Annotated in this window: 13 protein-coding genes and 1 pseudogene; 8 read left to right on the top strand and 6 right to left on the bottom strand. The window is 42.6% G+C overall.

The window, feature by feature from the left end:
- Positions 1–941: 941 nt before the first annotated feature.
- The 5 genes and pseudogenes from F6K38_RS25575 to F6K38_RS25555 all read left to right on the top strand — a co-directional run.
- Positions 942–1,430, top strand: a pseudogene (locus tag F6K38_RS25575) (ISAs1 family transposase); the annotation flags it as partial.
- A gap of 1,144 nt (positions 1,431–2,574) precedes the next feature.
- Positions 2,575–2,739: a hypothetical protein gene (locus F6K38_RS25570; protein WP_154659676.1), complete on the top strand. Its 165-nt coding sequence runs from the start codon at positions 2,575–2,577 to the stop codon at positions 2,737–2,739.
- Positions 2,740–2,891: 152 nt separating this feature from the next.
- Positions 2,892–3,014, top strand: coding sequence for a hypothetical protein (locus F6K38_RS25565; protein ID WP_287263509.1), 123 nt, complete (start codon positions 2,892–2,894; stop codon positions 3,012–3,014).
- 1,066 nt (positions 3,015–4,080) lie between these two features.
- On the top strand, positions 4,081–4,494 hold the full coding sequence (locus F6K38_RS25560) for an Hsp20/alpha crystallin family protein (protein WP_008179705.1): 414 nt from the start codon (positions 4,081–4,083) through the stop codon (positions 4,492–4,494).
- Between the two features lie 133 nt (positions 4,495–4,627).
- The gene (locus tag F6K38_RS25555; protein WP_287265105.1) at positions 4,628–4,756 is read left to right on the top strand and encodes a hypothetical protein; all 129 of its coding nucleotides are present in this window, start codon (positions 4,628–4,630) and stop codon (positions 4,754–4,756) included.
- A 94-nt stretch (positions 4,757–4,850) separates the two neighbouring features.
- Here F6K38_RS25555 and F6K38_RS25550 read toward each other — a convergent pair whose 3' ends face one another.
- Entirely contained in the window at positions 4,851–5,147 is a 297-nt protein-coding gene (locus F6K38_RS25550; protein ID WP_008179706.1) for a DUF2470 domain-containing protein, read from the bottom strand.
- A gap of 832 nt (positions 5,148–5,979) precedes the next feature.
- Here F6K38_RS25550 and F6K38_RS25545 point away from each other — a divergent pair.
- Both F6K38_RS25545 and F6K38_RS25540 read left to right on the top strand, forming a co-directional pair.
- Positions 5,980–7,170: a HetZ-related protein 2 gene (locus F6K38_RS25545; protein ID WP_008179707.1), complete on the top strand. Its 1,191-nt coding sequence runs from the start codon at positions 5,980–5,982 to the stop codon at positions 7,168–7,170.
- Positions 7,171–7,423: 253 nt separating this feature from the next.
- Complete coding sequence (locus tag F6K38_RS25540) at positions 7,424–7,873, top strand: hypothetical protein (RefSeq protein ID WP_008179708.1); 450 nt, start codon at positions 7,424–7,426, stop codon at positions 7,871–7,873.
- Positions 7,874–7,900: 27 nt separating this feature from the next.
- Here F6K38_RS25540 and F6K38_RS25535 read toward each other — a convergent pair whose 3' ends face one another.
- Positions 7,901–8,365, bottom strand: a complete 465-nt coding sequence (locus tag F6K38_RS25535) for a CAAD domain-containing protein (protein WP_008179709.1) — start codon at positions 8,363–8,365, stop codon at positions 7,901–7,903.
- A 273-nt stretch (positions 8,366–8,638) separates the two neighbouring features.
- Here F6K38_RS25535 and rpe point away from each other — a divergent pair, with 273 nt between their 5' ends.
- On the top strand, positions 8,639–9,346 hold the full coding sequence (gene rpe, locus F6K38_RS25530) for a ribulose-phosphate 3-epimerase (protein ID WP_287250969.1): 708 nt from the start codon (positions 8,639–8,641) through the stop codon (positions 9,344–9,346).
- A gap of 229 nt (positions 9,347–9,575) precedes the next feature.
- Here the strand turns inward: rpe and F6K38_RS25525 are convergent, their stop codons facing one another.
- The 4 genes from F6K38_RS25525 to pstA all read right to left on the bottom strand — a co-directional run bounded on the left by F6K38_RS25525 (position 9,576) and on the right by pstA (position 14,158).
- Positions 9,576–11,057 carry a family 10 glycosylhydrolase gene (locus F6K38_RS25525; protein WP_287250970.1) on the bottom strand — a complete coding sequence of 494 codons (1,482 nt, stop codon included), beginning with the start codon at positions 11,055–11,057 and terminating at the stop codon, positions 9,576–9,578.
- Positions 11,058–11,713: 656 nt separating this feature from the next.
- Positions 11,714–12,118, bottom strand: a complete 405-nt coding sequence (gene psb27 / locus F6K38_RS25520) for a photosystem II protein Psb27 (RefSeq protein WP_008179714.1) — start codon at positions 12,116–12,118, stop codon at positions 11,714–11,716.
- 203 nt (positions 12,119–12,321) lie between these two features.
- On the bottom strand, positions 12,322–13,152 hold the full coding sequence (gene pstB, locus F6K38_RS25515; RefSeq protein WP_287357898.1) for a phosphate ABC transporter ATP-binding protein PstB: 831 nt from the start codon (positions 13,150–13,152) through the stop codon (positions 12,322–12,324).
- A 97-nt stretch (positions 13,153–13,249) separates the two neighbouring features.
- Positions 13,250–14,158, bottom strand: coding sequence for a phosphate ABC transporter permease PstA (gene pstA, locus F6K38_RS25510; RefSeq protein ID WP_287357896.1), 909 nt, complete (start codon positions 14,156–14,158; stop codon positions 13,250–13,252).
- Positions 14,159–14,211: the final 53 nt, after the last annotated feature.

Below are 14,211 nucleotides of genomic sequence, written 5' to 3'. Positions count from 1 at the left end.
GGTTTAAATGCAGTAGCGTTTTCGGGATTTGCTTGTGCTCACCGTATTGCTGTGGATTTGGGATTCTAGGTAGAATGCTTCTTAGGGAACAGCGGGGGAATAGGCAATAGGGAACAGGCAAGCTAGCAATAGGCAAGCTAGCAATAGGCAATAGGGAACAGGCAAGCTAGCAATAGGCAAGCTAGCAATAGGCAATAGGGAAAAAATCCTGTGTACGTCATTAATATGAGAATCGCTATAAAATATAGCGGTTTGCGACTTTGTTAAGTACATATTTATGGTTTTTTATAGAACAGGGAACAGCGGTTCACCGGAACAGGGAATAGAGCAATTGGCATCCAATCTAAGTTATTTATTATTGCCAATTAAGAAGTGGAATTTATCTTTTTTGTCCCATTTTCATAATTAACTTATCTGCAAAGGGCTATAAGTATTCAAACGCCAATCAGATCACACTCGCCACAGTTCCCAAACCTCCTTCTGTTTCCCTATTCCCTGGGTGCATCTCACTTGTGCAAAAACACTCTTCGGCAATAGAAAGCTAATATCATTTTATGACAATTACCTTTAATAAAAATCTCCCCCATCTCCCCACCCTCCCAGGGTTATTTCATTCTGGATCTAGGTAACGAGTTTACAGTCTTTCAGCCATCACTAACCGGAATTATCGAAGGCTGAAAAGACGTATCCTCGTAAATGCATAAAATATTGCAATTTAGAATGAAACAGCCCTGCCACCCTCCCCACACTTACCACCCTCCCCACACTTCTTTTAGTTATAGATTTACAAATATGAGATGCACCCTATTACCTCAGGGTAAGCTCATATAATTTTGTATAAAATGTACTTTACAAAACTATTCAAGTATCCTCCTAGACCAAAAATTAAAGTCAAACTATAATCAAGTTTTAATCTGAGTTTAAAAACGGATAAATAGCAAATGATTAAGGGTTTTGGTTCTCAATTAAAAACCCAAATAAACTTTGAATGTAAACAAGTAAAAAGCCAACAGTTAAACTCCATCAATGCTATCGAATCTAACTTATTAAGTTATGTCGAATATATCGAAGATCCTAGAGTCCAAAGAACTCAAAAACACCTCCTAAAAGATATTTTAGTAATCGCTATTTTAGCCGTCATTGGAGGTGCAGAGGGCTGGGAGGACATGGAAAATTATGGGATTGCCAAACAACAATGGTTAGAATAATTCTTAGACTTACCCAATGGTATCCCCAGTGATGATACTTTTCGACGAGTTTTTGTTCGCGCAGCGTCTCCGAAGGAGAAAAGAATTCATCCCGATGCTTTAGAACAATGTTTGGCTAAATGGCTTCAAAGTATGCTCGGTTCGATTGCTGGATAGATTGTTCCTATAGATGGGAAAAGTCTCAGAGGTTCTTATGACCGTAATCAAGGAGTAAAAGCCCTGGGGGGGCGACAAGCGCCCTGTAACCCTTGATATATCTTAAATTGAGCGAATTATGGTAAAAAAAGATAGGCCATAACTTGTCAATACGACCAATAAGATTGAAAATGCTACCATAATTATATCAAAAACATCTAAAAAATCTACTTTCTAAATCTCAATTATTGTTTTTTTACCTTCTAATAAGAATTAGACAAGACCCCAAAAATATCAAAATTAAAAAAATCGCAGAGTCACTCCCTTTACCCATTCAATTTAACTCACGACGTAAAAAACTACAGAGATTTTTATCTTTGCCAGTATTTGAGGTCAAATATTTGTGGTTTCCAATTATTCGAGAATGGATAAATCAAACATGTACGTGCATAGCAAAAAATCTATTTAGCTATCGATAGAACTAATTGGTTTGAAGTTACCGTAAGACAGTTGAGCCTTTAATGTCGGCAGGCTATGAGTAAAAGGGTTAAATCTTGTAAATAAGGCTCAACGTAATCAGGTTTCGTCCGGAAAAACTATAATTTGTTAATGATTAGTATCATTTATAAAAACCGAGCAATTCCTAAGGTGCGCTTGACCTTGGCGAATTAAATTCGCCACGGGTCGCACCTGTTTATTTTGAACTTCTATCAAAGTTGGTATCAAGCAATATTTCAGAGACGAAACCTTGAACAGGGTCGCCTTATTACAAAAGAGTTAACCCTTTTATGCATAACCGATTACCCATAAAGGCTCCACTGTTCTACGGTAACTTCAAGAGCAAAAACAAATAATTTTAAATATTATAGGGCTATTTTATAACTATCAAATTCTGTTTTTAGGAGACCGAGATTTTTGTTCGGTTAAATTGGCTCAATGGCTAGATACACAAGGGTTGAAATTTTGTTTTATACTAAAATAATCGTGATTGAACTAAAAAAGTCTGGTTTGTTTTCCTTAAAGAATTGTGGATAAAAACCGGTAATATCTTTATTTATTGAAAATGTAAAAGTTACAAATACCAAAAAAGTTAAAGGATTTAGTGTCGCCTGTAAATGGAAAAAGAGTTATCGAAAATATGTGACAAAAGAAGGTTGGTTTATCCTAACAAACATGAACAGTAATTGTGAGGCGATTGCTGCCTATAAAAAGCGATGCAGAGGTGCGACCCGTGGCGAATTTAATTCGCCTACGGAAAACGCACCATTACGGTCTTGGGGGTCTCCACGGGGCAAACAGCGGTGCGGACGCAGGTTCCGCACACAGACCCAAAACCATGAGCGACTGCCGTGGTTCCCCCCACTCGCTATTGCATCAAGACAGGTATGAGAGCTAGGTCGCTTATACAGTCTACTTTTTAGCTCTAATGTCGCCCCCCCAGGATGTCTACAGACCTACTTTTTTTAACCATAAAATGGTACAACCTTTACATAGCAAGCATTTGAGCCTGTTTCGTCACCCCGTCAGCGATTTTCCCAGATGATTCCGATGAATGTCATGATTTTCGGGATTTTCGGGATTCTCAGCCTGAAGAGTTTCAAAAGCTTTGGTGAACCGAGTTTGGGAAGATTCCTGGCTGGTTGGAGAAGTCGGGAATCTCAACCAGGGTAAACGCCTATAATTTGGTATAAATTGTAACATAAAAAATTTAATTAACTCAATTTTTTTTTAAGTCGAATAAATCGAATCCTAAAGCAGTTTTTTTGTTCTATTTCAACGAATTTTCCGCTGACTTTGAACAAAAATCACAGGAGCATTTGCTTACGCAACGAGAATTTCCAGATCTCTCAAATCCACCAAGGATAACACGGCAAATAATTGAGCAATGTTTCGGGCTTGTTGACAATCAACCGATCGATTATAGATTTTTGATACTATTGTTTATTTTTTTGATGTAATTTTTGATACAAATTTTGAGGCGTTTACCCGGGAATCTCAACCCTAGTTGCGAACGCGCCCCGCTTGACCTACGGTCAATCGCTTTTAGCGTGGCCTACGGCCAATCGCGCAGCGGCTTGGAGCATCGCATTTCTCTAGTTTTATCTGCCACAGACAAGTGACAGGATCCGCAATTTTAGGCATTTGGGGAAATCTTTGAGTATTTCATTTAGCGGTTCTCATATTAATGCGGTACACAGGATTTTTTTACCTATTCCCTATGGCGTATTCCCTATGGCGTATTCCCAACCCATGCCAAGTTACCTGATCCGAAGTTCCTTATGCCCTGTCTTGATGCATCAATAGCTAATTAGGCCATGATAGAGTGTTTGATCAAGGCTCTGATTATTAAAAATATTAAATTAGTATTAAAAATATTAAACAACTTTGCCAAAGCGTCCAGCAGTTTTCATAAGATTAAGTTATAATAGAGATATTATAAATAAATACTCATAATTAGATCTCAAAAAATAGATCTCAAAAATAGATAGATCTCAAAAAAGTAGATCTCAAAAGAGTAAAATCTGCTCACCGCAGCCCAAACAGTAAAATCAGATACTAAAATCAGCACCCCGGTTGTGCATAGACGGGGCTTCCAAACATCCCAAGATTTTCTGTGAATCAATTCCTGCCAGTCTGGAACTTTCTTCTATCTAGAGTGTGGCTAGTTGGGCAACAATAAACTGGGCGGAAATTAGAAGTGAAGGTTAAAAAAACTGGATAGTTGGAGATAACCATGATGGCTATTACTCGTTCGGAACATCTGCCAGATCTAGAAAGTGTGCATCGGGAACTCAACCGCCGACTCACCCATTTCATGAATAGCGGCGAGGGAGGATTTCCAGGGATGACGTTTATGCCCTATGCAGAGATCGAGGAAACTCCTAAAGCGGTTTACCTGACACTAGAAATTCCAGGCATGGAAGCCAAAGACCTTGATGTTGAACTGACCGAAGACTCTGTTTGCATCAGTGGCGAGCGCAAGTCAGCAGCTAGGACTAAAGGAATAGGTATGGTACGCTCGGAACTACGCTATGGGAAATTCAAACGGGTTATTCCAATACCAGCCAAGATTAACAGAAATCAGGTTGAAGCTGAATATCACAACGGCATGCTGAAACTAACCCTGCCTAAAGGGTTAGTAAACAGCTAGAGAAAATGTTGCAGAGTCTACCAAAAACTCTTATTATTTGTTAGACTTAAATTAGGGTAACACCGACAGGGATTATTATGTAACTTAAATTAAAGCCGAAAACCAAGGGTTTAATAGTTGCGCTGTAATCCCGGTGGAACGAACTTTTTTGACATTTTTATGGCGCTCGCGGGATATTCCTGAGGGCTTTGGGAGATACCCCCTGGATGCGATCGCATCTTGCATTGGCGAGCTAGAGTTTACCTTTGGTAGATTATGGTAGCTAAAAAGTATCGGTAAGCGTAAATCTTCAACCTTTTCAGGGAGTGAAAGTCAGTGACCTGAGGGGGTGAAAACAAGCCTAACAATGGTGCTTGTCACCCCTTCAGGTTGCTTATTGACTGCCTTGCCTGTTTGATCATGTCAATTAAGGTGTAGTGAGCATCTTCAGAATCTTTAAGTACATGATCAAACGTAATGCGCACAGTGGAAGACTCCCCCTTAACTTTTGTGATGATCGTCATGCCTTGAGCATCAATGGAAACCATTTCTGCTTCTTCTGTATCAGGGGAATTACCGAAAGTCTGAGCATACAGTGCCACAGCATCAGCATGATCATCGTTCATGTGCTTACAAATGCGATCGCTTACCTCAGGAGACAATGGGTCAGACATGATTAACTGAACAAGTATAGTGATCAAAACAAGTATCTTTATCAAGATATCAGGTTTCCCTTCTCAAAACAGTCAGGAATTACCCAGCTGAAACGAAAAATTAAGGTTTTAGGCAATAGGTAACCGCCAACGGCGAACGGGGATATCAGAATTACAGACCTTTGACAGGTCTGGGTGGATATACTGTCTATGGGGAACTCCTGATTTCCTTATTAGCAGTTGACTAGCTTGGAGGATAGAATTCATAGGCACAGCGGTAATTCCAACCTGTGTAAAATTCCGAGGGTGCCTGTTTCAGCATCAAGTTAGCTGATCTGATGGGTGTTTTCTGATATATTCATTATTAGGTATGAGCATTTCCTCTGATTCAAGAAGGTATGTTAAATAGTAATCCCTAAGGTCAAGAGCTACCGGGATATCGGGTGTACTCAGCTAAATCGTCAGGGTTAGATTATCAGGGTAGACGACTCAGTTAAACACCTTTACACTAAAAGCTTGATAAATACTTATGAAGATACTGTGACGGTATATCAATTGGCTGCTATCAGCATAATTCATATCATTCTCAGTGATATCTAAATAGTGGTGCTTACCCTAGTTTACGAAGGTAAAACTTGCTGGGTGTCCCAGAAGTATATTTAGGGCTTGTGATCTAGAACACATCTAAAAGACGATCTAGATCTCCAGACAGGCGTGCTATCTATCATCCTACTGGTGTGACTTTTGTAAGCGTATTTATGGGAGTTTGATCACTTCCAATACCTAGGAATTAGTGGTCAAATAGAAAGCAGTCACTACCCACTTCGAGTGAGTAGAAACAGGGAGGGTTGTCATGCAAACTTTAAAACAGGGATCCAAGGAGTGCAATGTCATGGCAAAGTTGGCGGACAAACTGGAAAGAGAATGGCAGTCGCGCTTGTTGAGTGACTGTCCAAACCAAAATCCAGCCATCAGCTCCAGTATTGTACAGTGGTTAATTGGAGAAGATAAAGAGGGGTTTGACACTCTCACTCAGAGCAAACTGGCAATCGCTGTCCAAGCCATGGAGTATCGTTACAGAATTTTGCAACAGCGTTACTTGGGGGTGCCACCAGAACGTTCCTATCGCAATTTGACCACCCGCTTAGCCAGTCTAGTTACCTTACGCAATAAAATCCGCACTTGGGTGTCCCTAAGTCGCGATCGCCAAAGGGCTGTGGTGGATGTTCTCCAAGAAGTGATTCAGGAATTATTAAATAGCGATCGCTATATCCAAAAGCAAATTGCCTGGATTAGACAATGTACCTTCGAAGAACCGCTGCGCAATGCTTTATTATTAACTACTCTTGAAGAGTATTGTCTGCGCCCGATTCGCAACCAGCCCTTAGTTGTCTATCGGTTTGTCAACTTTCTGCGTCGGTCTCAACGTGGCGGGATGACCCATGTGCCGGAAGGAGACATGGTACGTTTAGTGTCAGAGTCAATCAATCCGGAAGGGGAAACCGATGCCCCAGTGAGTCTATTGGATAACCAAGCCATTACTAATTATCAACATAAGCAGGCTTGGGAAGAGAAACAAAGCCTAAGGATGTCCGTATCTAAGGAATTTGAGGCTTACTTAGAGAAAAACTTAGGGTCTGAGGCGGCCCTTTGGCTGCGACTTTACTTGCAAGGTCAATCTCAAGAGGCGATCGCTCGTCGCCTAAATTGGCCGATCAAGAAGGTCTATCGTCTACGGGAAAAAATTAGTTACCATGCCATTCGTGTCTTTTCCATCAATGGGGTAAAAGGCAAACCAGACTTAGTAGCAAGTTGGCTGGAAACATCCTATACTGAGCACAGTTTTGGACTAACCCCAAGGCAATGGCAAGAATATCAGCAAAAACTGACCCCTGAGCAACAGCAGTTGCTGGATAAGTTGAAAGCTGGTCATACCTTCGAAGCGATCGCTAACGATCTTAACTGGAGAAGTAACCAGGTGATGGGTGAATGGAACAAACTCTATCTAGCAGCTCAAGCCCTGCGCAGTGCTTCGGCAAGTTGAGGTTTGAATTTTATTATCCAATAAATCGCGCTAATTTATAAATAAGTGATAGGTATTAATTAGTATAGCTACAAGGAGCTACAGCCAAAAAACACTAATTTACTGTCATCAAAAAAAATGGGTCTGAAACCCCGTCCTTCTAGGAGACGAAACCTTAGGGAGTGGAGCCTTATTACAAAAGACTTAACCCTTTTACCCATAGCAGACTAACCATAAAGGCTCAACTCCCTTACGGTAACTTCAACGGACGGCTTTGTGCTATAATAGCAGAAGACGCAATGACCCGAAAAGGAAGGGTGAAACTCCCAGCAGTGGGACGCCTTGGTTAAATGGTAGTTACTCGAAATGGGGACTCGGTCTAAGACTCCAATTCCAGCCCAATGCCACGCAAGAGGCGCGACCCCGTAATTTAATTCGCCTAGGAGGCGTGCGCCTGAGTCTTTTTGGAAAGCGAATCAAAGTACTTAAAAAAAAAGTAGACTCAATGACATTTCTGTCGGAGAGAGTAGAGGCAATTGGCACCGCCAATTGGACTATCAACCCCATGTTGGTAGTTGTTACGAGCAATGCCCCAAAAGGGTACCTCCGCGCTTTGAATCCTCGCGCCTTTAGGCCGGGGAGTGTCAAACTAATTTACTGCAATAGGGTATGGAAACCAATTGAGACGATTGTCCATGCCCTATTTTTTTTACTCCTCACCTGACAAGGGCTAATGCCACCACACTAGTTATCACTTTTTAGCTATAAACTGACCTTTAAGGGATTGAATCTCCCCTGATAATTCTTGGCGTGTTTCGACTTTGAGTAGATAACGAGCTACAAACCAGATAGTATAGCCAATACCCACTAATTCAAACAACGGTGCCATCAGGGGAATATCGTTAATTGCATCCAGCACCGCCAAAGTGATCTTAACAGTCATGAACCCAGCGAGCAAAAGACCAATGGTAAGCAAGGGTTTTTGGTAATTGCTAACAAATCCGCCGATATATTCCGGCAATTGTGACAAAATGTCTGTAAGAGTTTGCAACCATTCCTGCCACGGTTGGGTGAGTTCTGGCTCAGGAGCAGTGAGTTTGGCTATAGCACCAGGTTGATCAACTTTGAGGTCTACTTTCAGCTGTTTTTCATCCTCAAGGGTAGTTTCATTGGTGCTGCTTTGAGTATATGCAGATGCTTGGGGATTTGACGTCATATTTCCTCCAAAATTCTATTAAAGCAGGATATTCTATCGTTTGAGTAAGGCAGCTGCATAAGAGTACAGACTGACTAACTGTTGCCCATGTTATCAAAAGTTTCATAATGACCTGCTAGAGGTAAGCATCCGTAGGTATGGGGTGATTTATAGCCAACTGGTCACCATCCCACTGGTCCCCAAATAGCTCAGCAGCACAACAACTGGTTAGGGAAAATCTAAAGATTTTGTTAAAATACTGAAAAATAAGCTTCCAGGAGAACACCTCCAATCATGAGCAACACCCTATCCCAAAAGCAAGTTGTTATTTCCCCTTCTATCCTGTCAGCTGATTTTAGCCGACTGGGAGAAGAAATTAAGGCTGTGGATGCCGCAGGCGCTGATTGGATTCATGTTGATGTCATGGATGGTAGATTTGTCCCTAACATCACCATTGGTCCTCTAGTTGTTAAAGCCATTCGCCCGATTACCGAAAAGCCACTGGATGTCCACTTGATGATTGTGGAACCAGAAAAGTATGTGGCAGACTTTGCTCAGGCAGGCGCTGACATTATATCTGTTCATGCTGAACACAATGCTTCACCCCATCTGCACCGCACTCTGTGTCAGATTAAAGAATTGGGTAAGCAAGCAGGTGTTGTACTTAACCCCTCCTCATCCTTGGATTTAATTGAGTACGTCCTAGAAGTCTGTGACTTGATCCTGATTATGAGCGTCAATCCTGGCTTTGGTGGTCAAAGCTTTATCAAAGAAGTTGTGCCAAAAATCCGCAAACTGCGTCAGATGTGTGATGAGCGTGGTCTTTCTCCCTGGATTGAAGTTGATGGGGGACTCAAGGTTAACAATACCTGGCAAGTGCTAGAAGCCGGAGCGAATGCGATTGTGGCTGGCTCGGCTGTATTCAAGGCACCAGATTACGCAGAGGCAATTAGCGGTATTCGTAACAGCAAGCGTCCTGAACCCGAGTTAGTAATTGCCTAATCGGAACGATCCCGATTAGGCAAATCTTAATCAGAGGTCGAGGGGCTGATAAGAGTAGGTTTTTAACAAAGACTTGAGTATAGGGTGTAGGGTGTGTCGAAGCGATTCAGCGCCTTCATGAGGGGGTTGGGGTTGGGTTTGACCCTGATCTAAAAAACCTACTCCCCACTCCCTACTCCCTACTCCCTACTCCCCTAAGGTCATAAGTACCTCAGCCAATTGAGAACTGCTATAATCTGCAAAACTTTCGCTCGCGGTCAAATTCTGGATTTTGCCAAGAGAAGGCAAAATGGCTGACTGAGTTAATTTGTGGTGTCACTCGGCGCAATGCCTGCATCTGGTTTTCTAGGGAAGGACGATTTTTTATAGATCTTCCCCAAGTTCCTGCTAATGCTGGTTTTACGTCTGTTTCCGACGATGCCCACTTAAACACCCGTTTGACTAAATTAGCAATACAACCGGTGTGACCACAAACACCATAAGACATGGGATGCCATTCCAGGGAACGAGGAAAATGTTCCCAAGGCTGTAGTCGGGAATCATAACCCATGCGACCTACAACTTGGTTGCCATCGGGGAAAAACACTGCACCGGCTTGTACCCCAGCTCGCTCTGCTGCTAATTCGCCTAATTTGAGAAAGTCTAATATCCCCTGAGCCGCGTGAGCAACACTTAGTTGCCACAACTGCCATTGTATAGTTCGAGTACTCTCTCTTGGGGAAGGAGTGCGACCTTGCCAGAGGGGGGTTTGTTCATCAGGGTAGAGCTTTTTGACAGCTTTTATATCCCTAGTGCTAATGGAACCCTTACTCAGATAGCGCCGAATTAGCTCCTTACCTTGATTGTTACCAGCCCGTTGATATAGGGCTTGCTTAGCTGCATCACTGTAAATCCAAAGATCCTTGACACTGCTGGCCACAGACTGGGAACCTGAACCACGGGGATAGCGAATGTAGTCGAATAAAATCCCATCGGGGCGTCGCTTTAATACACCCTTAAGCATCTCATAGTAGTCTACCTGGGCTTGTCGGTTGTAAGGGTCGATAAATACTTGAGAGCCATCCTTAACTACAGACAAACTTGTCTCTCCTCGACCATTGCGGGCAAGAATCTGTTGGCGCTCGGCACGATGACCGTAGGTATAACCAAAATTCATCGTAAACATCCAGGCATATACCTGCAAACCCCGTTCACGACCTTTTTGAATCGCCTGGGCTAATAAATCTACGTTCTCAGTCCCCGGTTGTTGTATGACTGACGGCCAAGGAGTACGATTATCTGCCTTTGGTAACAGGACGCGACCATCGTAAAATACTTCAACGTAGACTTGATTGTAGCCTTGGTTCACAATACGGTCTAGGGTTTCCTCAAGGGCTCCAGGACGAGCATCACAGGGATATAAGCGCACCCAAATTGCTTGATTTTGCGGCCAGGTTTGGGAACGACACTGCTGTAAGAAACTGGCGTGTGCCTGGATAATGGTTTGGTAGCTGATTTTAGAGTCTGAGTTATTCTTTAAGGAATTAACTCTTAAGCTTTCTTTTTGAGCGATCGCTTCCTGAGTAAAGTGGCAATAAGCTTTTGTTTTTGCCTCAGCTGTTGGTACCAACCAACACTGACTCAACAGACTACTTCCTACTGCAAGGGCGGCAATCAAGCTACGATGTAGACCTTGCCGGTGTTGCCTCCGTTTACCAAAACTGTTATACATTCCTAGAAACACTACAAAAGAACAGAAAGTTAGCCAAAAGCCAGCTAACTCATCCCCGATTGGTTCAATATCTTTGACATCTCCCCCAGGTGCAGCATCAGGGATTCTAAACGGATACTACGAGAGGGTCAGCAAGTCACTAACTCGTTTTCATCCCCGCCGTTATTGCACAGGGGTTTTTAACTATGATTTTTTCTAAAATTAGCTTTAGCTAGTTATGATCTAGTTTAGGGATAGAAAGGGAAACACCAAGGGAGGGGGTAGAGGTAAATCTATAAGTAAATCTATATCGTTTTATTTGATGCATATATCATTAAATTTGTCAACTTTAGATTATACTCCATTAATTATTAGTTAACTAAAGCCCTAGTAGTGATCAACCCTATAATAATTAGTCTAACCCCTAACCGCTAACGGCTGGCATTACCTTTAAAGGTTTTCAGCTCTCTTAGCAACTGTTCCGGAAAATTCTTACTGATTACGAGAGTTAGGGTAGGAGCAGGGAAAGAATTGGCCAATAGTTTTAGATCATCGATAATCCTACCCTCCCTTGCCTGGGATGTTCTCAAGAAACCTGAAGATAGGACAGGTTTATACTGGCAATTTTTTGTTCACCCGGCTTATGCCTCGCCTACAATAGGCGAGGTGTGGACAGCTTAAGCGCCCCGTTTGAGAGAACGCTCGACTTGGGAAAATTCCTGCTCTAGACGATCCTTCACCTTTTTCGGTAAAGGGCGATTGGGATAGGAACTGTAGTAACCAGCCAAGGAATTGACAGCAGTTCGCATGGTAGTGAAGGAATTGAGGGTAGACACAGATCTATCTCTGCGGTAGCGCGAGGCATAGTCATTCATCAGTAGAGTGGCTTTTTCACGAATTGCCGTCTTATCTGGTGAATCTTCTGGTAATTCAAGGGCTTGTCTTAATTCTTGTAGAGCAGTTATTGTATCCTGACGGTAATCTCCTGTTAAGCCTGTACCACTTGAGGCACAACCAGTTAAACCGATAACCATAACCAGTACCAGGGCAATAAAACCTGATAAGTAGCGCTTTATTAGCATGATTGACATCAAATCCAATTTTATAATCAGATTTGATCCTATCTTGAATTGGTACTGGGGGGAGCATCCCCATCAGAAAAAAAAATCCCACGGGCGTGTTGCCATGGAATGTGTAGTCTCAGATCAAATCTGCCACGAGTTGGGTTTGAAACACAAGGTTTCGCTACATTTCGCCCCATTTTAGGGCAAAATGTGAGGGGGATTTAGCCGAAACGCCCACTAACATAGTCCCTGGTGGCTTCCTGCTGAGGATTTTGGAAGATGACTTCAGTTCTATTGAACTCTACTAAATAGCCTTGTTTACCACCTGTTTCCGTTGCCCTAGCGTTATAGAAAGCTGTCATGTCTGCTACTCGGGTAGCTTGTTGCATGTTGTGGGTAACGATAACAATGGTGTATTTTTCTTTCAGCTCGTGCATTAGTTCTTCCACTTTGAGGGTGGAGATGGGGTCAAGAGCGGAGCAAGGTTCATCCATCAACAACACTTCTGGCTTAATGGCTAAGGCGCGAGCAATACACAAACGCTGTTGTTGACCGCCAGATAGAGACAGACCACTCTGTCTTAGTTTATCTTTGACTTCATCCCAGAGGGCAGCTTGTCGGAGACTGCGCTCCACTAATTCATCCATGTCCCCTTGATAGCCATTAATCCGGGCTCCGAAGGCAATATTTTCATAAATGGATTTGGGAAAAGGGTTTGGCTTTTGGAATACCATGCCAATGCGGCGACGTACTTCTTCAATGCTGTTGTCAAACTTTTTATCATAGAGATTTTCGCCATGGAAGGTAATTCTACCTGTTACCATTGCTCCCGGAATCAGGTCGTTTAAGCGATTAAAACACCGCAACAAGGTGCTTTTTCCACAACCGGAAGGTCCGATAAAGGCAGTAACTTGGTTTTTCGGAATATCTAAATAGACATCTTTGACTGCTAAAAATGATCCATAGTAGACGGAAACTTTTTCAGCCCGTAAAACCGGTTCTTCTACTTCTAAATAAGAACTTGTGGACTCGATAACTTGGTTGGTATTCATAGTTAAATCATCTGTGTAATTGTTAACTTTTGAAATCAAAACTGAAAACTTTTCCATTCCTTTGAATCGGTATTTTAATAGTGGGTATTGTAAATTACTATCTATTGGTTTGAAATTTATTGCGCAGGAAAATTGCTCCAGCATTCATGACCAACAGCACTACCATCAACATCACAATTGCCGCCGCCGCGTTAGTGTGAAAGGCTTGTTGGGGACGGGAGATCCAGTTGTAAATTTGAATTGGCAGTGCAGTAAATGGATCTTGTGGGTTCATTGGCGGCCTGGTAATGAAGCTCAAAGCTCCGATAGTAATCAAAGGAGCAGTTTCCCCAATTGCCCTTGACAGTGCCAAAATCGTTCCTGTCAGGATACCAGGTAAAGCCAGAGGAAAAATATGCTCTCGAATCACTTGCCAGCGAGTTGCTCCTAAGGCATAACCCGCTTGACGCAAACTATTGGGAATTGCCCGTAGACTTTCACGGGTGGCAACAATAATGATGGGCAGAATTAACAACGACAGGGTTAGCGCACCAGTTAGTATGCTCCTACCATTAGTAATGGGAGCCAACCACCGGACAAACACTTGTAAACCCAACAAGCCGTAAATAATTGAAGGTACAGCAGCTAGGTTAGCGATGTTGATTTCAATAATCTGGGTCAACAGGTTGTCAGTGGCATATTCTTCTAAGAAAATCCCTGCCCCTACTCCCAAGGGAAAAGAGACCATTGCTGTTATCACCAACAGCCATACACTACCGATTAAGGGAGGAAAAATACCAGCTTGGTCTGGTTTACGGGAGGGAGGACTGCTGATAAATTGTCCATTAAGCCGGGGCAGACCATCGAGAAAAACATCAATCAGCAATACTGCCAGTATCACTAGCCCAAAAAAGATGGCAAGCCAGGCAGCAATGGCGAGGATTTTATCAAAGTTGTAGCGCTTGGGTAGCGCGAGGTTGAAGTAACCTGGGGAATCGTCTCCTAGAGGTTTTAGGTCTTGTGCCATTAGTCGTATTTCTCCCGAAAGCGACGGACAAACCAAAAGCTAAAGATATTTAG

Source organism: Moorena sp. SIO3B2 (assembly GCF_010692525.1).
Lineage (GTDB): Bacteria > Cyanobacteriota > Cyanobacteriia > Cyanobacteriales > Coleofasciculaceae > Moorena > Moorena producens.
The sequence above is the reverse complement of the archived record's forward strand: the minus strand, read 5'-3'. Positions and strand labels throughout refer to the sequence as shown.

Bases quoted from the DNA above. Each gene is read 5' to 3' on its own strand.
- F6K38_RS25565 (WP_287263509.1), top strand. From the start codon at position 2,892: ATGAATGTCATGATTTTCGGGATTTTCGGGATTCTCAGCCTGAAGAGT.
- F6K38_RS25545 (WP_008179707.1), top strand. From the start codon at position 5,980: ATGCAAACTTTAAAACAGGGATCCAAGGAGTGCAATGTCATGGCAAAG.
- rpe (WP_287250969.1), top strand. From the start codon at position 8,639: ATGAGCAACACCCTATCCCAAAAGCAAGTTGTTATTTCCCCTTCTATC.
- F6K38_RS25525 (WP_287250970.1), bottom strand. From the start codon at position 11,057: ATGTATAACAGTTTTGGTAAACGGAGGCAACACCGGCAAGGTCTACAT.
- F6K38_RS25560 (WP_008179705.1), top strand. From the start codon at position 4,081: ATGGCTATTACTCGTTCGGAACATCTGCCAGATCTAGAAAGTGTGCAT.
- pstB (WP_287357898.1), bottom strand. From the start codon at position 13,152: ATGAATACCAACCAAGTTATCGAGTCCACAAGTTCTTATTTAGAAGTA.
- F6K38_RS25535 (WP_008179709.1), bottom strand. From the start codon at position 8,365: ATGACGTCAAATCCCCAAGCATCTGCATATACTCAAAGCAGCACCAAT.
- F6K38_RS25550 (WP_008179706.1), bottom strand. From the start codon at position 5,147: ATGTCTGACCCATTGTCTCCTGAGGTAAGCGATCGCATTTGTAAGCAC.
- psb27 (WP_008179714.1), bottom strand. From the start codon at position 12,118: ATGCTAATAAAGCGCTACTTATCAGGTTTTATTGCCCTGGTACTGGTT.
- pstA (WP_287357896.1), bottom strand. From the start codon at position 14,158: ATGGCACAAGACCTAAAACCTCTAGGAGACGATTCCCCAGGTTACTTC.